Source organism: Streptomyces coelicoflavus, assembly GCF_045041415.1.
Lineage (GTDB): Bacteria > Actinomycetota > Actinomycetes > Streptomycetales > Streptomycetaceae > Streptomyces > Streptomyces coelicoflavus.
Genome location: NZ_CP108218.1, coordinates 6,364,232 through 6,383,998, shown reverse-complemented (window position 1 = coordinate 6,383,998; position 19,767 = coordinate 6,364,232). Strand labels below are relative to the sequence as shown.

The 19,767-nt window shown below is 72.7% G+C and carries 15 protein-coding genes, 1 tRNA gene and 1 CRISPR repeat array (1 of these 17 running past the window's edge); of the genes, 9 read left to right on the top strand and 7 right to left on the bottom strand.

Annotated features, from left to right (window positions below; translation table 11 throughout):
- Positions 1-662: direct repeats of the CRISPR family, unit length 29 nt; unit sequence CTGCTCCCCGCACACGCGGGGATGGTCCC; it reaches 833 nt to the left of the window's first position.
- Positions 663-755: 93 nt separating this feature from the next.
- Both OHA99_RS28605 and OHA99_RS28600 read right to left on the bottom strand, forming a co-directional pair.
- Positions 756-1,925, bottom strand: a complete 1,170-nt coding sequence (locus OHA99_RS28605) for a hypothetical protein (protein ID WP_405698310.1) — start codon at positions 1,923-1,925, stop codon at positions 756-758.
- Positions 1,922-2,872: a 5-dehydro-4-deoxyglucarate dehydratase gene (locus OHA99_RS28600; protein WP_153180454.1), complete on the bottom strand. Its 951-nt coding sequence runs from the start codon at positions 2,870-2,872 to the stop codon at positions 1,922-1,924. Before OHA99_RS28600 ends, OHA99_RS28605 begins: the two co-directional genes overlap by 4 nt.
- 233 nt (positions 2,873-3,105) lie before the next feature.
- Here OHA99_RS28600 and OHA99_RS28595 point away from each other — a divergent pair, with 233 nt between their 5' ends.
- The 8 genes from OHA99_RS28595 (at position 3,106) to OHA99_RS28560 (ending at position 10,937) form a co-directional block, all read left to right on the top strand.
- Entirely contained in the window at positions 3,106-3,915 is an 810-nt protein-coding gene (locus OHA99_RS28595) for an NAD(P)-dependent oxidoreductase (protein ID WP_007448205.1), read from the top strand.
- Positions 3,916-4,198: 283 nt separating this feature from the next.
- A complete protein-coding gene (locus OHA99_RS28590) occupies positions 4,199-4,975 on the top strand; it encodes a DeoR/GlpR family DNA-binding transcription regulator (RefSeq protein WP_054101615.1) in 777 nt (258 codons plus the stop codon).
- A 112-nt stretch (positions 4,976-5,087) separates the two neighbouring features.
- Positions 5,088-6,458 (top strand): sugar ABC transporter substrate-binding protein, encoded by a 1,371-nt coding sequence (locus tag OHA99_RS28585; RefSeq protein WP_153180451.1) that lies wholly within the window; start codon positions 5,088-5,090, stop codon positions 6,456-6,458.
- Complete coding sequence (locus tag OHA99_RS28580; protein WP_153180450.1) at positions 6,455-7,399, top strand: carbohydrate ABC transporter permease; 945 nt, start codon at positions 6,455-6,457, stop codon at positions 7,397-7,399. Before OHA99_RS28585 ends, OHA99_RS28580 begins: the two co-directional genes overlap by 4 nt.
- Positions 7,396-8,271 (top strand): carbohydrate ABC transporter permease, encoded by an 876-nt coding sequence (locus OHA99_RS28575; protein WP_042825919.1) that lies wholly within the window; start codon positions 7,396-7,398, stop codon positions 8,269-8,271. The genes OHA99_RS28580 and OHA99_RS28575 overlap by 4 nt, the downstream gene beginning before the upstream one ends.
- The gene (locus tag OHA99_RS28570) at positions 8,268-9,257 is read left to right on the top strand and encodes a zinc-dependent alcohol dehydrogenase family protein (protein ID WP_007448217.1); all 990 of its coding nucleotides are present in this window, start codon (positions 8,268-8,270) and stop codon (positions 9,255-9,257) included. The genes OHA99_RS28575 and OHA99_RS28570 overlap by 4 nt, the downstream gene beginning before the upstream one ends.
- Positions 9,258-9,406: 149 nt before the next feature.
- Positions 9,407-9,628: a hypothetical protein gene (locus OHA99_RS28565; RefSeq protein ID WP_153180448.1), complete on the top strand. Its 222-nt coding sequence runs from the start codon at positions 9,407-9,409 to the stop codon at positions 9,626-9,628.
- Positions 9,629-9,713: 85 nt separating this feature from the next.
- Entirely contained in the window at positions 9,714-10,937 is a 1,224-nt protein-coding gene (locus OHA99_RS28560) for a TerD family protein (protein WP_405699015.1), read from the top strand.
- A gap of 44 nt (positions 10,938-10,981) precedes the next feature.
- On the opposite strand, the gene OHA99_RS28555 is transcribed toward OHA99_RS28560, so the two are convergent.
- From OHA99_RS28555 to OHA99_RS28535, 5 genes are all read right to left on the bottom strand, one after another.
- On the bottom strand, positions 10,982-11,551 hold the full coding sequence (locus OHA99_RS28555; RefSeq protein WP_194280126.1) for a TetR/AcrR family transcriptional regulator: 570 nt from the start codon (positions 11,549-11,551) through the stop codon (positions 10,982-10,984).
- 37 nt (positions 11,552-11,588) lie between these two features.
- Positions 11,589-13,193, bottom strand: a complete 1,605-nt coding sequence (locus OHA99_RS28550) for a TROVE domain-containing protein (protein WP_153180446.1) — start codon at positions 13,191-13,193, stop codon at positions 11,589-11,591.
- 375 nt (positions 13,194-13,568) lie between these two features.
- A tRNA-Ile gene (locus OHA99_RS28545) sits at positions 13,569-13,638 on the bottom strand.
- 46 nt (positions 13,639-13,684) lie between these two features.
- Positions 13,685-15,166, bottom strand: a complete 1,482-nt coding sequence (locus OHA99_RS28540; RefSeq protein WP_405698309.1) for a PhoX family protein — start codon at positions 15,164-15,166, stop codon at positions 13,685-13,687.
- A 1,117-nt stretch (positions 15,167-16,283) separates the two neighbouring features.
- A complete protein-coding gene (locus OHA99_RS28535; protein WP_381380771.1) occupies positions 16,284-17,708 on the bottom strand; it encodes a hypothetical protein in 1,425 nt (474 codons plus the stop codon).
- Positions 17,709-17,925: 217 nt separating this feature from the next.
- On the opposite strand from OHA99_RS28535, the gene OHA99_RS28530 reads away from it, so the two are divergent.
- Positions 17,926-19,767: an endonuclease/exonuclease/phosphatase family protein gene (locus tag OHA99_RS28530; RefSeq protein WP_405698308.1), complete on the top strand. Its 1,842-nt coding sequence runs from the start codon at positions 17,926-17,928 to the stop codon at positions 19,765-19,767.

Sequence of the window (19,767 nt, the reverse complement as noted above, 5' to 3'; positions counted from 1 at the left end):
TTGGCGGTGCCGGGCGTCGTTGGCTGCTCCCCGCACACGCGGGGATGGTCCCGGCGGCAACGCGAACGCGGGCGCCGCGCACCGCTGCTCCCCGCACACGCGGGGATGGTCCCCAGGCGGCCGGCGCCCGCCACACCTCCGCTCCCTGCTCCCCGCACACGCGGGGATGGTCCCGAACCCGTCAGCTCGTACCGGGTGGACTGCGTCTGCTCCCCGCACACGCGGGGATGGTCCCAGGTTCCCCAGCTCCGGGTCCTTCACGGTCGGCTGCTCCCCGCACACGCGGGGATGGTCCCTCCGCAAGGAGCGCCACGCCAGGGCGGCCATCCTGCTCCCCGCACACGCGGGGATGGTCCCGCGAAGAGGGCCGCGCCCTGGCGACCCTCAAACTGCTCCCCGCACACGCGGGGATGGTCCCGTCTGCAGGACGCGGCCCTCGATCCGCTCGAACTGCTCCCCGCACACGCGGGGATGGTCCCGAGCAGCGCCTCGCCGTCACCGCCAGCGTGGACTGCTCCCCGCACATGCGGGGATGGTCCCGACGAGCACGCCGATCCCGTCCTGACGGTCCACTGCTCCCCGCACACGCGGGGATAGTCCCAAGCCCGTGGCGTCACCGGACTCTCCGGTCGTCTGCTCCCGGCACTCGCGGGGACCGTCCACCTCCCCGCCCGGTCTCCCGCTGCCACTACACCGCGCAGCGGGAGACCGGGCCGAGGGCAGTCGCCCGCCCCACGGCCACCGTCCAGCCGTGCTCACACCGCCCCCAGCCCCGCCCGCACCCCCTCCAGATCCCCGTCCGAAGCCAGCCCCGCGTGATACAGCCGCAGTTCCGTCGCCCCCAGCTCCCGCGCGCGGGCCGCGTCGGCCGCGAGGGTGCCGGGGCTGCCGCCCATGCCCGAGACCACCGTGAGGTTGGCGGCGAGGACGGTCCCCTCGGCGGCCTGTTCGGCGAACGGAGTCAGCAGGGCCGGGCCGCCGGTGCAGGGGACGACGACGCCGTCCGCGACGGAGAGGATGTGCGCGGGGTCGACTCCGGCGTTGGCGCCGCAGTGGTGGGAGACCGGGTCGGCGTGCAGCAGGACCTGGAAGCCGTCGGGTGCGGCGGCGCGGACCGCCGTGACCGCCGTCTCCTGGAGGGTGCGGGCCCGGTCGTCGCGCCACGCGCGCGTGGCGTTCGCCGTCGCCGCGCCGAGCAGCTTCTCGACGCCCGCCCAGCCCCCGTCCGAGGGCGCCGCGCCCCGCCACACCGGCTCGAGGGCGGTGCGTACGGCGGTGGCGAGTTCGTCGGGGTCGAGGCCCCGAGCGGCGTACCCGGCGCGGCAGTCGGGGCAGAAGCACAGCGACATCAGGTACTGCCCGGCGTCCCCGAGCCCCACCCCGCCGGTCTTGTCGTGGGCGTGCAGGTGGGCGAGGCCGTACCAGCCGAGGGACTCCAGCTCCGTGCCGCGCGCCCCGGGCCGTACCGCCGCCTCGGCGGCCAGGTCGGTGAGGTACGCGCGGGTGGCGGGCTGCGCGATGCAGGGGGCCCAGGGGTAGCGGTCGCCGTAGGCGTTGACGACGGAGGTGTCGGGGTGCTCCGCGCCGAGGCGGGAGTTGTGGGCGAGGACGACCCAGGTGTGGACGTCGAGGCCCGCGTCGGCGAGGGCGGCGGCGGCCTCGCCGTACGCGTCGCCGGGAGCCCAGGCGCCGGACGCGTAGGGGCGGAGTGCGCGGCCCTGCCAGCGGGCGGCGTCCGGCGGGTAGAGGACGGCGGCGTGTTCGGCGGTGACGACGCGGTGGCGCGGGTGGCGGGGGGTGAGGGCGCGGGTGGAGTGGTAGGCGGCGGCGAGGGTCACCTGCGCCACGCCCAGGTCCGCGATGCGCGCCGGGGCCTGCGGGTCGCCGTTGACGTCCCAGGGGTAGACGAACGCCGAGGCCTTCACCGGTCCACCTCCGCGTCGAGCAGCGCCCGGCCCCGCTCGATGATCCGCGCGAGCTGCTTCACGTGGTCCTCGGCCGGCTCCCGCAGCGGCGTCCGCACCTCCCCCACGTCCAGGCCGCCCAGCCGTACGCCCGCCTTGACCAGGGCGACGGCGTATCCGCGTCCCTGGGCGCGCAGTTCGACGAACGGCCGGTAGAAGCCGTCCAGCAGGCGGTGCACGGTGGGGTCGTCGCCCTCGCGCAGCGCCCGGTGGAAGGCGAGGGCGATCTCGGGGGCGAAGCAGAACACGGCGGAGGAGTAGAGGGGCACGCCGAGTGCGCGGTAGGCGAGCTGGGTCTGTTCGGCGGTCGGGAGGCCGTTGAAGTACAGGAACTCCTCGCCGGGCAGCTCCGTGCGCACCGCGCTGACGATCCGCTGCATCAGGTCGAGGTCGCCGAGCCCGTCCTTGAGGCCGACGATGCCTTCCGTGCGGGCGAGATCCACGACGCCCGACGGGGTGAACACGGCGTTGTCGCGCTGGTAGACGATCACGGGCAGCGGGGTCGCGGCGGCCACCTCCCGGTAGTGCCGCACCAGTCCCTCCTGCCCGGCGTGCACCAGGTAGGGCGGCATGGCAAGCAGTCCGTCGGCCCCGGCCTCCTCGGCGAGGCGGGCGTAGCGCACGGCGAGGGCGGTGCCGTAGCCCGCGCCCGCCAGCACGGGCACCCGGCCGGCGCTCTCCTCGACGGCCGCGCGGACGCAGGCGGCGAACTCCTCGGGCGTCAGGGCGTGGAACTCGCCGGTGCCGCAGCAGGCGAACACGGCGGCGGCGCCGGCCTCGATCCCGCGGCGCACATGGGTGCGGTAGACGTCGAGGTCGAGTCCGCCGTCGGGTCCGTACGCCGTGACGGGGAAGAACAGCGGCCCGCTGGGCGCGGTGAGCCGGGCGGCGAGAGGGGCTGAGGTCACGGGAGCTCCCCATTCCATGTGCAGGGTCGATTCACGGGCGTCATCGTCATCGTCATCACATTCATGACCTACGTCTACATTTCTGAACGCGACCACGCTAAGCCGCCCCGCGAACACCGTCAAGCAGGCGCCCCCTTGACGCGCGACCACCCGTTCCTTAGCGTGTCCACGCATATGAACACGAGGCACGCACTCGTACAATCGCCGCTTCAGGAGACCTAGGAGTCCCGAGGATGCCCGCTCCCCGCACCGTCCTGCTCACCGGCGCCGCCGGCGGCCTCGGCACCCTGATGCGGGCACTGCTCCCCGACCACGGCTACGCGCTGCGCCTGCTCGACCTGCGCCCGGTCGAGGGCGAGCCGGACGCGGTCGTCGCCGACCTCGCCGACCGCGACGCCCTGCGCGAGGCGGTCCGGGGCGTCGACGCGATCATCCACCTCGCGGGCATCTCCCTGGAAGCCTCCTTCGAGAAGATCCTCGCGGCGAACATCGAGGGCACGTACAACCTGTACGAGGCCGCCCGCGAGGAGGGCGTCGGCCGCATCGTCTTCGCCTCCTCCAACCACGCCGTCGGCTACACGCCGCGCCCGCGGGGCGACGACCCCCTCATCCCGATCGACACGCCGCGCCGCCCGGACACCTTCTACGGCCTGTCCAAGTGCTTCGGCGAGGACCTGGCCCAGCTCTACTGGGACAAGCACGGCATCGAGACCGTCTCCGTCCGCATCGGCTCCTGCTTCCCGGAGCCGACCAGCGTGCGCATGCTGTCGGTGTGGATGAGCCCCGCGGACGGCGCCCGCCTCTTCCACGCGGCCCTCACCGCCGAGAACGTCGGGCACACCGTCGTCCACGGCTCCTCCGCCAACACCCGCCTGTGGTGGGACCTCACCTCCGCGCGGGCGCTCGGTTACGAGCCGCAGGACGACTCCGAGCCGTACGCCGAGAAGCTCGTCGCCGAGCAGGGCGAACTCGACCCCGGCAACCCGGCGCACGCGTGCCTCGGCGGCCCCTTCGTGACCGACCCCCCGATCTGGCCGTACTGACCGGAAGTAGACCCCACACCACCCCCGAAGAGGCGGACGGGCACCGAACGGGCCCGTCCGCCTCGGCATGCGGGCATCCGGACCGCCCGTTCTCACCCCGCTTCGCACTGCGCCCCAGGTCCGAGACGGGCACCCGGCGCCGCAAACGGGCGCAACCGGGCAGTATCGGATCCGCAACAGGCCTGGTCAGTGCCGCGGGACGCCTGTAGAACTCTCCCCAAGGGCCACGCGGGCCCGAAACGGGCAACCACACGGCGACGAGGCGGTGAGGCAGGTGTTCCGCATGAGCACGGGGACAAGGACGACGGAAGAACGCCGGCACGAGATCGTGCGGGTCGCCCGCGCCACCGGCTCGGTCGACGTCACCGCGCTCGCCGCCGAACTGGGCGTCGCCAAGGAGACCGTACGACGGGACCTGCGCGCCCTGGAGGACCACGGCCTGGTCCGCCGCACCCACGGCGGCGCCTATCCGGTGGAGAGCGCCGGCTTCGAGACCACGCTCGCCTTCCGGGCCACCAGCCACGTGCCCGAGAAGCGCCGGATCGCCTCCGCCGCCGCCGAACTGCTCGGCGACGCGGAGACGGTCTTCATCGACGAGGGCTTCACCCCCCAGCTCATCGCCGAGGCCCTGCCCCGCGACCGGCCGCTGACCGTGGTCACCGCCTCCCTGCCGGTGGCCGGCGCACTGGCCGAGGCGGGCGACACCTCCGTCCTGCTGCTCGGCGGCCGGGTCCGCTCGGGCACCCTCGCCACCGTCGACCACTGGACGACGAAGATGCTGGCCGGCTTCGTCGTCGACCTGGCGTACATCGGCGCCAACGGCATCTCCCGCGAGCACGGTCTCACCACCCCCGACCCCGCTGTCAGCGAGGTCAAGGCGCAGGCGGTCCGGGCGGCCCGCCGCACGGTGTTCGCCGGCGCGCACACCAAGTTCGGGGCGGTGAGCTTCTGCCGGTTCGCGGAGGTCGGCACCCTGGAGGCCATCGTCACCAGCACGCTGCTGCCCACGGCCGAGGCCCACCGCTACTCCCTGCTCGGGCCGCAGGTCATCCGCGTCTGACACCACCGTCGCACCCGGTCCCCGCACCGCACACCCGCCCACACACCCTCCCAGTCGGACACACCCACACCCCTCCATGCCCCATACCTCCCCATATGTTCAGGAGCGATCCATGCGAACCCAGAGCCGACGGAGGCCGCGAGTCACACTCGCCATGGCCGCCGCAGGGACGCTGCTCGCCCCGCTGCTCACCGGCTGCTGGGTCGGGGCGGGCGGCGCCGGATCCGGCGGCAACGCCATCAACGTCCTGATGGTGAACAACCCGCAGATGGTCGAGTTGCAGAAGCTCACCGCGGACCACTTCACGAAGGACACCGGCATCAAGGTGAACTTCACCGTCCTGCCGGAGAACGACGTCCGCGACAAGATCAGCCAGGACTTCGCCAACCAGGCCGGCCAGTACGACGTCGCCACCCTCTCCAACTACGAGATACCGATCTACGCCCGCAACGACTGGCTGCACGAGATGAACACCTACGTCGCGAAGGACCCGGGCTACGACGAGGAGGACATCCTCGGCCCGATGCGCGAGTCCCTGACCGGCGACGACGGCAAGCTCTACGGGCAGCCCTTCTACGGCGAGTCGTCCTTCCTGATGTACCGCAAGGACCTGTTCGCCGAGGCGGGCCTGGAGATGCCCGAGCACCCCACCTGGACCCAGGTGGCCGGCTTCGCCGAGAAACTCGACGGGGCCGAGCCCGGCATGAAGGGCATCTGCCTGCGCGGACTGCCCGGCTGGGGCGAGATCATGGCGCCCCTGACGACGGTCGTGAACACCTTCGGCGGCACCTGGTTCGACCAGGACTGGCAGGCCCGGCTCGACTCCCCCGAGTGGGAGAAGGCCACCAAGTTCTACGTCGACCTCGTCCGCGAGCACGGCGAGTCCGGCGCCGCCCAGTCCGGCTTCGCCGAGTGCCTGAACAACATGACGCAGGGCAAGGTCGCCATGTGGTACGACGCCACCTCCGCGGCCGGCTCCCTGGACGCCGCCGACTCCCCGGTCAAGGGCAAGATCGGCTACGCGCCCGCCCCGGTGGAGAAGACGGACTCCTCCGGCTGGCTCTACACCTGGGCCTGGGGCATCCAGAAGGCCTCCCGCAACGCCGACAAGGCCTGGAAGTTCGTCTCCTGGGCGTCCAGCAAGGAGTACGAGCAGCTGGTCGGCGACGAGATCGGCTGGTCCAACGTCCCGGCCGGCAAGCGCGCCTCGACGTACGAGAACCCGGCCTACGTCAAGGAGGCCGCCGCCTTCCAGGAGATGACCAGGAAGGCCATCGAGGGCGCCAAGCCCAAGGACCCCGGTCTGCAACCCCGCCCGGCACCCGGCATCCAGTTCGTCGGCATCCCCGAGTTCACCGACCTCGGTACCAAGGTCTCCCAGGAGATCAGCGCGGCCATCGCCGGACGCCAGTCCGTCGAGGAGGCCCTGAAGAAGTCCCAGCAGCTCGCCGAGCAGATCTCCGAGGAGTACGAGGGACGATGACCGCCACGACCACGGCCCCCTCGGCCGCACCCGAACACACGCGCCCCACCGTCCGCCCGCCGTCCAACCGGCTGCGCGCCTGGGCCACCCGGGCCCCCCTCCTCCCCGCCCTGATCTTCATGATCGTGGTCACCCAGCTGCCCTTCGTGGCGACCCTGGTGATCTCCTTCTTCGACTGGAACGCCCTCTACCCGGACGCCCGCAGCTTCACCGGCTTCGCCAACTACGGCGACGTCCTCAGCGACCCCGCCCTGCGCAAGTCGGTGTGGACGACGATCCTGCTCACCGTGGCGGTCGTCCTGGCCAGCCTGGTCCTCGGCCTGGCCCTCGCCCTGCTCCTCGACCGGAAGTTCAAGGGCCGCGGCGTGGTCCGCACCCTCCTGATCGCCCCGTTCCTCGTGGTCCCGGTGGCGGCGGCGCTGCTCTGGAAGCACGTCCTGTACAACCCCGAGTACGGCCTGCTCAACGGCCTGTTGCACTACGTCGGCGGACCGCAGCCGGACTGGATCTCCAACACCCCGCTGCTGGCGGTCGAGGCCTCACTGGTGTGGCAGTGGACGCCGTTCATGATGCTCATCCTGCTGGCCGGACTGCAGAGCCGGGACCAGCAGCAGATCGAGGCCGCCCGGGTGGACGGCGCGGGCGACTGGCAGATCTTCGTCCACCTCACCCTGCCCCACCTGCGCCGCTACCTCGAACTCGGCGCCCTGCTCGGCTCGATCTACATCGTCCAGAACTTCGACGCCGTCTTCACCATCACCTCGGGCGGCCTGGGCACCGCCAACCTGCCCTACACCGTCTACCAGAGCTTCTACCAGGCCCACGAGAACGGCCTCGCCTCGGCCGCGGGCGTCCTGGTCGTCATCGGCTCGATCATCATCGCGACCTTCGCGCTGCGCGTGGTGTCGTCCCTGTTCCGCGAGGAGGTCGGCCGCGCATGAGCGCCACCGCCGTACGCCCCGTCGTCACCGACGCCAAGCCCGCACCCGCCCGCCGCAGGGCCGGTGCCGGCCTGGGCCTGGTGGCCTGGCTGGTGGGCATCGTCTTCTTCCTGCCCATCGCCTGGATGGCGCTGACCTCCTTCCACTCGGAGGCGGACGCCGCCACCAACCCGCCGTCCTTCGCCGCCTCCCTCACCCTGGACGGCTACCGCGAGTTCTTCGGCGCGGGCGGCGGCGCCAGCCCCTGGCCCGCGCTGATCAACTCGGCGGTGGCGTCGATCGCCTCGACCCTCTTCGTGCTGGTCCTGGCCCTCCCCGCCGCCTACGCCCTGTCCATCCGCCCGGTGAAGAAGTGGACCGACGTCCTGTTCTTCTTCCTCTCCACCAAGATGCTGCCGGTGGTGGCGGGCCTGCTGCCGATCTACCTCTTCGCCAAGAACACCGACATGCTGGACAACATCTGGCTGCTGGTCATCCTCTACACGTCGATGAACCTGCCGATCGCGGTCTGGATGATGCAGTCCTTCCTGGCGGAGGTCCCGGTCGCGATCATCGAGGCGGCCCGGGTGGACGGCGCGAAACTGCCCACGATCCTGGTCCGGGTCGTGGCCCCCATCGCCCTCCCGGGCATCGCCGCCACGTCCCTGATCTGCTTCATCTTCAGCTGGAACGAACTGCTCTTCGCCCGGGTGCTGACGGGCGTGGTCGCCGAGACCGCCCCCGTCTTCCTGACCGGCTTCATCACCAGCCAGGGCCTCTTCCTGGCCAAGGTGTGCGCCGCGTCGCTCGTCATCTCCCTGCCGGTGCTCGCCGCGGGGTTCGCCGCCCAGGACAAACTGGTCCAGGGCCTGTCGTTGGGAGCCGTGAAATGAAGGCCGCCGTCATCGAGTCCGTGGGCCGCGCCGTCGTCACCGAGGTCCCCGACCCGACGCCAGGACCCCGCGAGGTCGTCGTCGAGGTCGCCGCCTGCGGCCTGTGCGGCACCGACCTGCACATCCTCCAGGGCGAGTTCGCGCCCAAGCTCCCGATCGTGCCGGGCCACGAGTTCGCGGGCGCCGTGGTCGGCGTCGGCGCCCAGGTCACGGAGGTGGCCGTCGGCGACCAGGTCGCGGTGGACCCCTCCCTCTACTGCTACGAGTGCCGCTACTGCCGCACCGGCCACAACAACCTCTGCGAACGCTGGGCGGCCATCGGCGTGACGACGGCGGGCGGCGCGGCCCAGTACGCGGTGGCACCGGTCGCGAACTGCGTGAAGCTCCCCGAGCACGTCCGCACCCAGGACGCGGCCCTGATCGAGCCGCTCTCCTGCGCCGTCCGCGGCTACGACGTCCTCCAGTCCCGCCTCGGCGCCCACGTCCTGATCTACGGCTCCGGCACGATGGGCCTGATGATGCTGGAGCTGGCCAAGCGGACCGGCGCGGCCAGCGTCGACATGGTCGACCTCAACCCGGCCCGCCTGGAGACGGCCCGCGGCCTCGGCGTCTCGGCCTCGGCCGCGACCCCCGACGAACTGGACCGCCCCCAGGGCTGGGACCTGGTCATCGACGCCACCGGCAACGCGGCGGCGATCCAGGACGGCCTGGACCGGGTCGCCAAGGCGGGCACCTTCCTCCAGTTCGGCGTCGCCGACTACGCGACGCGCGTGCAGATCGACCCGTACCGCATCTACAACCAGGAGATCACCATCACCGGCTCGATGGCGGTCCTGCACAGCTACGAGCGCGCGGCGGAGCTGTTCGCGAACGGCGTCCTCGACCCGGACGTCTTCATCAGCGACCGCATCGAACTGGACCGCTACCCGCAGGCCCTGGAGCAGTTCGCGGCGGGCGTGGGCCGCAAGATCGTGGTCGTCCCGTGACCGTATAGCCCGTCCGGCGCTTGAGGACGAGGCCGTCCAGGCCGGAAGCGGGGGTCTGGGGGCGGCAGCCCCCAGGGACGGGAAGGGAAGGGGCGGCGGGGGCGAAAACCCATGGGGACGCCGCCCCCACCCCCCGTACGATCCCCCGCATGCCCAAACCGAACGGCTTCGCCTACACCGCCACCGCATCCGGCACCGTCCACATCACCCACCACGACCGTCCCGCCACCACCCTCAACGGCTCCCGAGCCGCCCGCTTCCTCGAAGAGGTCACGTCCGGCGACCCCCAACTCGTCATGGCCCGCTGGACCGGCAACTACAAGCACGGCAACGAACGCACGGCCCGCAACCACCCCCGAAACCGCCGCTGACCAGGGGGGACGCGACCCTGACCCGATTGGCCGCCGGGTAAGGGAACGGTAAAACGCCCTCGCTCGTTCACCCGGCATGACAGCTATGACCCCCGGCTCGAACATCCCCCTCTCCGCCGCCCGCGTGACGGTGGACGTCGCCGCGCCCGTGCGGCTCGACGTATCGGGCCTGCTGCTCACCGCCGACGGCAAGGTGCGCTCCGACGACGACTTCATCTTCTACAACCAGCCCACCGGCCAGGGCGTGACGTACCGCTCCGGCGGCGGCACGGCCCCGGACGCGATCGTGGTGGACACCTCCGCCGTCCCGCCGGGCATCGAGAAGATCGTCGTCACCGCCAGCCCGGACGCCGCCGGCCAGACCTTCCAGGGCATCGAGCCCACCGCCACCATCCGCAACGGGGACGACAACTCCGTGCTGGCCACCTTCACGCCCCCGCAGCTCGGCACCGAGACCGCCCTGGTCATCGTCGAGGTCTACCTGCGCAACGGCGCCTGGAAGGCCCGCGCGGTCGGCCAGGGCTACGCCAACGGCCTGGCCGGCATCGCGACGGACTTCGGCGTCACGGTGGAGGAGCCCGCGCCGGCCGCTCCCCCGGCGCAGCCGGCGGCCCCGCAGCGGTCCCACGCGGCCACACCCCCGCCGCCCGCCGCCGCACCCACGATGCCCGCCGCTCCGCCCGCTCCGCCCGCTCCGCCCGCCGCTCCGCCGGCCCCCGCCCCGGGCAGCGGCAAGATCAACCTCGACAAGGGCCGGGTCAGCCTCCAGAAGAACCAGACCGTCTCCCTGGTCAAGGGCGGCCGCCCGGTGCTCTCCCAGGTCAAGATGGGCCTCGGCTGGGAGCCGGCGTACCGCGGCAAGGACATCGACCTGGACGCGTCCGTCATCGCCTACGGCCCGCAGCGCAACCACATCGACAGCTGCTACTTCGGCAAGCTCTCGATCGTGAACGGCGCGATCAAGCACTCCGGTGACAACCTGACCGGCGAGGGCGGCGGCGACGACGAGGTGATCGTCGTGGACCTGGGCCGGCTCCCGCAGGAGGTCAGCGGCCTGGTCTTCACGGTGAACTCGTTCTCCGGCCAGAAGTTCACCGAGGTCGCCAAGGCGTACTGCCGCCTCATCGACGCCGCGAGCGGCGAGGAGCTGGTCCGCTTCGACCTCACCAGCGCCGAGCCGCAGACCGGCGTGATGATGGCGAAGCTGATCCGCCAGTACTCGGGCGAGTGGGAGATGACCGCCATGGGCGACTTCGTCAAGTCCCGCACGGTCCGCGGCATGGTCAAGCCGGCCGCGCAAGCGCTGTAAGCGACAGGGGACAGGTGTGAGGGGCGCCCGGCGGCGGGCGCCCCTCACACCTGTCCCCGCCGCCCCAGTCCCTCCATGAGCAGCGACAGATACCGCCGCACGGCGGCCCCGTCCACCTCGTCGGCCGCCTCCGCCGCCGTCACCACGCCGTGCAGCAGCCGCAGCACCTCGACGGGCTCCACGTCCGCCCGCAGCGCACCGGCATCCTGCGCGGCCCGCACCAGCCGGGTCGCCGCGCCGCGCACACAGTCGCCGCACGCGGGTCCGCCGCCGGTGACGGCCGTCCCGAGCAGCGCCTTCAGCCCGCGCACCTGGAGCATCCCGGCGGCCAGCTCGTCGAGCCACGCCACCAGCGCCGCACCCGGCGGCCGGGCGGCGGCGATCACGTCGGCACGGGCCGCGATCGCCTCCAGACGCTCCAGGTAGGCGGCCTCCAGCAACGCCTGCCGCGTCGGAAAGTGCCGGTACAGCGTGCCGACCCCCACCCCGGCACGCCGGGCGATGTCGTCCAGGGAGGCACCCTCCCCGTGCTCGGCGAACGCCTCCGCCGCCACCGCCAGCAACCGCTCACGGTTCCGCCGTGCGTCCGCCCGCATGGGCCTGACCTGCGTCACAGCCCCTCCCTGTACAGCGGGCAACGTTCCGGGCACCCTACCGCGCGTGCTCGGCCCGGTCCTCCCACGGCCAGTCGGCGTCCCGGCCCGCCTCGAGCAGCGGAACCATCCGGAACGCGGCGTCGGAGAGACCGCCGAAGGTGTGCCGGTTGCCCCGGCCCGAGGGACCGTGGCCCGCCCGGTACCCGGCGAGGTTCCAGGTGTAGACGGGCACGTGCCCCGGCACCTGCTCGGTCGGGTCGCCGTGCCGGCTGTACGCGTACTGCTCGTCGGTGACGATCAGCACTCGGTCGTGCTTCTTGTAGTGGCGCCGCACCGCCTCGGTGGTGTCGGTGCCGCCGAGGTCGCCGAAGCGCTCCAGGACCTTCAGCACCGACTCGCCCTTGCGGTACGTCACGCGGTTGCTCGACGAACCGAACTCGACCAGGTCCGCGTCGGCCGCCCGCAACGCCAGCGCCGTGCCGAAGACCGCCGCCGCGTCGGCCCGGGTCAGCTCGGAGCGGTCCGACATCCGCGAGTAGAACATCGAGCCCGAGCGGTCCACGAGGACCAGCGTCCGGCCGGACAGTGCGGGCACGTTGGCCAGCGAGTGGCCGAGCGCCTGCTCCAGCGGGTACGACCAGCGCAGCGACGGCGCGTGCCGGTACGCGGCGAGGTAGCGGAAGGGGAACTGCCGCGAGCGCGCCACCTCGGCCGGGTCGCTGATCCGCGCCGCGACCCGGGCGGCGACCTCGTCCGAGACACCGGCCTCGTCGAAGTTCCGCAGGTTGCGGACGAGCCCCATCGCTCCCATGGACGGGACCACCGCTTCCCAGGCGGCCTTGTCCATCGGGCCCTGGAGCCAGCCGGCCAGCATCTCCCACGTGATGCCCGCCGCCGCGAGCCGCTCGGCACCGTCGGGTGCCGTGACCACCGCTCGCCGCTCGGGAACGGGCAGCGCCATCAGCTCGCGGTGCGCGGTCAGGACGCGGTTCGAGGCGGGCGGCACCGCGGAGTCCGGGTTGTGCCGGCGGTCGAGGGCGTACTGGAACAGCTCGCCCTGCCAGGGCTTGTCCGGGTCGGGCGCCGCGTGCACCAGGTTGAGGATGTCGCCGAAGCGGTACCCCTTGGACGCGGTGTCGTACTTCAGCAGCGACGTGCCGTGGTAGAGCCGCCGTACGGCGTCGGCGATCCCCCGCTTGACCGGCTTCGGCACGGCGCGGCCGTACGTCGCGGTCCAGTACGCGAGCAGTTCACCGGGCTCGTCGGGGCGCCGCAGCACGGAGGCGACGACCTGCCGGTTCGCCGGTCCTTCGGTGACGCCGTGGTCGAGCCGCGCCTTGACGTACTCGGCGGCGCCGACGATCGAGGCGGTGCGCAGGTTGCCCTCGCCGCGCAGCCAGCCGAGCAGGCCGGCCGTCCAGGACGGGTCGGCGACCGCGAGTTCGCGCACCAGCGTGGCGAAGCGGTCGTCGCGGGCGGCGCCGGACTCGTAGAACGTCCGCTGGGAGACGAAGTTGGCCACCGCGAGCAGGAAGAGCTCGGAGCGCGCGTCGCGCTCGGTGCCCCGGCCGCCCTCGCAGGTGCGCAGCACGCGGCCCGTCGAGGTCACGCGCGAGGTGGGCTGCGCCTTGGCGGCGGCCTTGGAGTTGAAGCGTGCCATGCTGAATTCCCCCGAATTCTCGAAAGCCGGAACGTTTTCGGAGGGAGACACGGCAGCAGAAGGGTGCCCGAGGTCGGAATCGGCGACGGAACTGTGCGGATGCTCTGCCGAATTGAGCTACACCGACCCGAAGTCGATGACGGGATTCGAACCCGCAACCGTCCGATCAAAGGAAGTATCCGCTGCCTGCGCACCGGGCACCCTTCGACTGCTGGGCCTCCCGAGATCAGGTGGGCAGCGGCATGGGATTCTTTTTGCAGAAGAAGTAGCCGCGGCCCGCGCACCGGGAGGTGCGTGAAGTTGTGGGTGTCCAGAGTTCAGGTCGGCGGAACCGACAAGGTGCTCTAACCCCTGAGCTACACCGGCGCGTTGTGCCGGTGACGGGACTCGAACCCGTGGCCGCCCCATTATCAGTGGAAGTAGGTCCTGCCTTCGCACCTGGACGTTCATCACTCTAAAAGGGCGGCCACCGGTCGGGCGAGCGAATTAAATCAGCGGCGCTTCTGGCGCTTCCACGGCCCCGTGATGGCCAGCATGATGCCCGGCGTCTGGATGTTGGCGTAGAGGGTCCGGCCGTCGGGCGAGAAGGTGACTCCGGTGAACTCGCTGTACTCGGGGTCGTCCTCGGTGCCGAGGTTCAGTTCGTTGCGGGCGATGGGGTAGGTGCGGCCGCTGTCGGTGGCGCCGAACAGGTGCTGGACACCGTCGCCGTCCTCGGCGATGACCAGGCCGCCGTACGGGGAGACGGTGATGTTGTCGGGGCCGTCGAAGGCACCGTCGGCGGACGGGTCGGCGTTGACGCCGAGCAGCACCTTCAGCGTGAGGGTGCGGCGCTTGGGGTCGTAGAACCAGACCTGGCCGTCGTGCGGCCCGCCGGGGCTCTCGTCACGGGCGAAGGAGGAGACGATGTAGGCGCCGCCGTCGGCCCACCACATGCCCTCCAGCTTGCGCGCGCGGGTGACCTCGCCGGCGGCGAACTGCTTGCGCACGGAAGTGGTCTTCGCGTCGCGGTCGGGAACGTCGACCCAGTCGACGCCGTAGACGGTACCGGTCTTCGTCGCGCGGGAGAGGTCGTCGACGAACTTGCCGCCGGAGTCGAAGCACTTGAAGGCCTGGAGGACCCCGGCGTCGTCGGCGAGGGTGCGCAGCCGGCCGCGGCCGTGCCGGAAGTGCTCCGGCGGGGTCCAGCGGTAGAGGAGGCCGTTCGGTCCCGAGGCGTCCTCGGTGAGGTAGGCGTGGCCGCGCTTGTGGTCGATGACGACGGCCTCGTGGGCGTAGCGGCCGAGCGCCTTGACGGGCTTGGGGGCGCGGTTGGCGCGGTGGTCCTCGGGGTCGACCTCGAAGACGTAGCCGTGGTCCTTGGTCATCCCCTCCTCGCCGGCCCTGTCCTCGGTCTCCTCGCAGGTCAGCCAGGTACCCCACGGAGTGCTGCCGCCCGCGCAGTTGGTGGCGGTACCGGCGATGCCGACCCACTCGGCGACGTGGCCGCCGCGGCGGACCTCGACGACGGTGCAGCCGCCGGCCGCCGCCGGGTCGTAGACGAGGCCCTCGGTGAGCGGGACGGGGTGCGGCCAGTCGTCGCGGTGGCCGCCGAGTTCGTGGTTGTTGACGAGGAGGGTGGTGCCGCGCGGGCCGTCGAAGGCGGCGGTGCCGTCGTGGTTGGACGGGGTGTACTCGCCGGACTCCAGCCTGGTCCGGCCGGAGTAGGTGATGATCTCGTACCGGAAGCGGGCGGGCAGGGCGAGGATGCCGTCCGGGTCGGGGATCAGCGGTCCGTAGCCGACCCCGCCGTGGTGGTGACCGTGGTCGTGGTCGTGGTCGTGGCCTCGTCCGTGCTCCTCCCCGGCACTGTCGGTGTCCGTGGACGCGAGGGCGTTGGGGGCGGTGGCGAGGGCGCCGACGCTGCCCGCCAGCACGACCCCGGCGCCGGTGAGCGCGGATCGGCCGGCAAAGTCCCTGCGGGTGAGCGACATGGTGTCTCCTGTGACGGTGGGGCTGGTCGTGGAGGGTGGCGGACCTCGGTCAGGCGTCACGGTCGCGCCCGCGCCTGAACGGGAGTCCCGCGGGTTCCTGAACGACAGTTGAACTGGCGAAGACGCCTCCCGCCCACGGCCCGGGCGGGGCTGGGCCGGGCTGGGCTGGGCTGGGCCTCGGGCACGGCTACCCGACCGGGCTTCGGGCTCGGGCTCGGGCTCGGACACGGCGACCCGACCGAGTCCCGGGCTCGGCGGGCCGATCGGGTGTCGGGCGCGGCAGGCCGACCGAGTCCCTGGCGCGACGGCCCAACCGGGCCTCGGGAACGACGACCCGACCCGACCCCGGGCTCGGCGGGCCGATCGGGTGTCGAGCACGGCGGGCCGACCGAGTCCCTGGCGCGACGGCCCAACCGGGCCTCGGGAACGACGACCCGACCCGACCCCGGGCGCGACGGCCCTATCCGGTCTCGGGCACGGCAACCCGACCGAGTCCCTGGCGCGACGGCCCAACCCGGCCCGGGCACGGCGGGCCGACCGGGTGTCGAGCACGGCGGGCCGACCGAGTCCCTGGCGCGACGGCCCAACCGGGCCCCGGGCACGGCAGCCCAACCCGGCCCCGGGCACAGCAACCCGACCGAGTCCCGGGCACGGCAGCCCAACCCGGCCCCGGGCACAGCAACCCGACCGAGTCCCGGGCACGGCAGCCCAACCCGGGCCGGGCGCGGGCGCGGGCGCGGGCCGTGCCGGCTCTCGCCCGCGGCCCAACCAGGTCCCGGGCGCGGGCCAGCCGACACTCACCCGCGGGTCAGCCGGGTCTTGGCCACAGGCCAGCCGGGTTTTGGCCACCGCGCCCCGGTCGCGCTCCCCCGCCCGGGGCGGGCCCAGCTCACCTCTCCGCCCGCAGGCCCGCATCGCGCCCCGGCGAGGGCCCCGCTGCGACCCTCCGGTCTCGGGTCACCCCACCGCTCCGGGCCGCGGACCGGCCGTCTCAGCCCGGCCTGGCCCCGGCCCGCAGGCCGACCACCGGCCCCCGACCGCCCGGACCCGGCTCTCCCGCCCCTCCGTCAGCCCGCCCGGCAGGGCGCCCCGCACCGCCCCGCGCCACCCCGCCGCGTCAGCCGCCCTGCTGCGAGCGTGCCTTGAAGGCCGCCTTGCGGGCCTCCTTGGCGATCTTCTTGTCGGGGTGCAGCCGCCCCATCGCTTCCAGGACGTCGGGCGTGGCCGGGTGCTCGACCCGCCAGGCGGTGTCGAAAAAGCCGCTGTGCTGCTGCGCCAGGCCCTCCACCAGGGCGCGCAGCTCCTCGGAGTTGCCCTCGGCGGCGAGCTGCGCGGCGACCGTGTCGATGGTCAGCCAGAAGACCATCTCCTGCGGCGGCGCGGGCACGTCCCGGGCGCCGTGCTCGGTGAGCCACACCCGGGCCAGGCCGCCCAGCTCGGCGTCGTCGAGGACCTCCCGCAGCGCGGGCTCGGCCTCCGCGCCGACGAGGGAGAGCGCCTGCTGGCAGCGGAGCCGGCGCAGGGGCGCGCCGGTGTCGGAGCCGCGGGCCGCCGCCAGCAGTTCGCGGGCGGCGTCGAGCGGGCCGCGTCCGGCCAGCCACAGCTCGGTCTCGGCGTGGGCGGCGGCCGGCGGGAAGGGGGCGGTGCCGTCGAGCAGCGCGTCGGCGCCCTTGTCGGCGAGGTCGCCCACGGCGGGGGCCTCGAAGCCGGCGTCCAGGAGCCGGGCGCGCAGTCCGTACAGTCCGAGCGGGGTGAGCCGCACCATGCCGTAGCGGGAGACGTCGGCCTCGTCGACGGGGGCGGCGGGCTCCTCGTCGGCGTCGGCCATGAGCGCCTCGTCGACCGGCTGGTACTCGACGAGGCCGATCGGCTCGAGCAGCCGGAACTGGTCGTCCAGGCGCATCATCGCGTCCGACACCTGCTCCAGGACCTCGTTGCTGGGCTCGCCCATGTCGCTGGGCACGATCACGGAGGCGGCCAGCGCGGGCAGCGGCACCGGGGCGTCGCCGGGGCCCTCCTCGCCGACGGTGAGCAGGTAGAGGTTGCCGAGCACGCCGTCGAGGAACTCGGACTCGGCGTCGGGGTCCCAGTCGAGGGAGGAGAGGTCGACCTCGCCGCCCTCGGCCATCGCGTCGACCAGGTCGTCGAGGTCGGGGACGCTCGCGTCGGCGAGGACCGCCTCCAGGGCGGTGAGCCAGACGCCGAGCACGTCCTGGGGGGAGCCGGTGAGCAGGGCGAGGTCCTCGCCCGGGGCGACGGTGCCCGCCTCCTCGTCGGTGATGTCGACGAGCCCGGTGTCCACGGCGATCCGCCAGGCCTCGCTCGCGTACGCGGCGGCGTCGTCCCCGCTCAGCCCGAGCTGCTCGGCCGCGGCGGGCAGCTGCTCCTCGACGAGTCCGCCCCCGGCGTCGACGCGGGTGCCGGGGCCGGCCCAGCGGGCCAGCCGCGCGGCGCGGGCCAGCACCGGCACCGACAGCGCGGCGCTGGCCAGCTCCGCTTCGGGGCGCAGCCGTGCGGGCGGCAGGGTGGAGCTGTCTGACATCGGAAGTTTCTCCTCGCGCGCCTCTTGACCGCCGTACGGCCGCGTTGGGACCGCGTACGGCTCAACTGCTCAGCCTAGACGGGTTTCGCCCCATGCCGCCCGGTTCATCTCCCCGTCGGGTGGTGTACATGGCCGAAACCTTGACAACTGGCCGGACCAGGCAGGAGATTGACGCGCGTAGAGTCCCCGCGCCACGTCACATCCCCGGAGGGATCCGTTGGCCAGCAAGTCCTCCGCGCGCCTCGCCGCGCTCACCGTCGCCGCCGTCTGCTCGGCGGCGTCCACCGTCGTCCTCACCGTGCCCGCGCACGCCGGTCCGGCAGCGGCCGATGCCGTGCGCGTCCACGACATCCAGGGCAGCACCAGGCTGTCGCCGTACGCCGGCAAGCAGGTCACGGACGTGGCCGGAATCGTCACCGGCGTCCGTGGCTACGGCTCCTCCAAGGGCTTCTGGATCCAGGACCCGCGGCCGGACACCGACCCGACCACCAGTGAGGGCGTCTTCGTCTTCACCGGCAAGGCCCCCGAGGTCGCCGTCGGTGACGCGGTCACCGTCTCCGGCACGGTCTCGGAGTACGTGCCCGGCGGCACGTCGTCGGGGAACCAGTCGCTGACCGAGATCACCCGCCCGACGGTCACCGTCGTCTCGAGCGGCAACGCGCTCCCGGCCGCGACGACCGTCTCCGCCCGCTCCGTGCCCCGGGCGTACGCCCCCGAGGGCGACCCGAGCGCGAACGGGTCGGTCAACGCCCTGCCGCTGAAGCCCGCGCGGTACGCCCTGGACTACTACGAGTCCCTGGAGGGCATGAACGTCCGGGTGTCCGACGCCCGTGTGGTGGGCGCCTCGGACCCGTACACCGAGCTGTGGGTCACGGTGAAGCCCTGGGAGAACGCCAACCGCCGCGGCGGCACGGTGTACGGCTCCTACGACGACCAGAACACCGGCCGGCTCCAGATCCAGTCGCTGGGCAAGCCGGCCGACTTCCCGGAAGCCAACGTGGGCGACACGCTGGCCGGTGCCACCGCCGGTCCGCTGGACTACAACCAGTACGGCGGCTACACGCTGGTCGCGAGCGAGATCGGCACCCTGGAGCGCGGCGGCCTGGAGCGCGAGTCGACGCGCCGGCAGAGCGCGCGCGAGCTGGCGGTGGCGACGTACAACGTGGAGAACCTCGACCCCTCGGACGACACGTTCGCCGCGCACGCCGACGCGATCGTGCACCACCTGAAGTCGCCCGACATCGTGTCCCTGGAGGAGATCCAGGACAACAACGGTGCCACGGACGACGGCACGGTGGCGGCCGACGAGACGCTCGGAAAGCTGGTCGACGCGATCGTCGCGGCCGGCGGCCCGCACTACGAATGGCGGGGCATCGACCCGGTGGACAAGGCGGACGGCGGCCAGCCCGGCGGCAACATCCGCCAGGCGTTCCTGTTCAATCCCGAGCGGGTCACCTTCACCGACCGTGCGGGCGGCGACGCCACCACGGCGACCGGGGTGCGCAAGGTGCGCGGCAGGGCCGCGCTGACCCTCTCCCCCGGCCGGGTGAACCCGGCGGACCCGGCCTGGGAGGACAGCCGCAAGCCGCTGGCGGGCGAGTTCGTCTTCCGCGGCCGGACGGTGTTCGTGATCGCCAACCACTTCAGCTCCAAGGGCGGCGACCAGGGCCTGACGGCGCAGTACCAGCCGCCGTCGCGCGGTTCGGAGACGCAGCGCCACGCCCAGGCGAAGGTCGTGAACACCTTTGTCAAGGAGATCCTGGCCGCCCAGAAGAACGCGGACGTGGTCGCCCTCGGCGACATCAACGACTTCGAGTTCTCCGAGACCGCCCGCGTCCTGGAGGACGACGGCACCCTGTGGTCGGCGGTGAAGTCGCTGCCGAGGAGCGAGCGTTACTCGTACGTCTACCAGGGAAACAGCCAGGTCCTGGACCAGATCCTGGTCAGCCCGTCGGTCCGCCGCGGCGGTCACCTGTCCTACGACAGCGTGCACGTCAACGCGGAGTTCCACGACCAGATCAGCGACCACGACCCGCAGGTGCTGCGGTTCCGTCCGTAA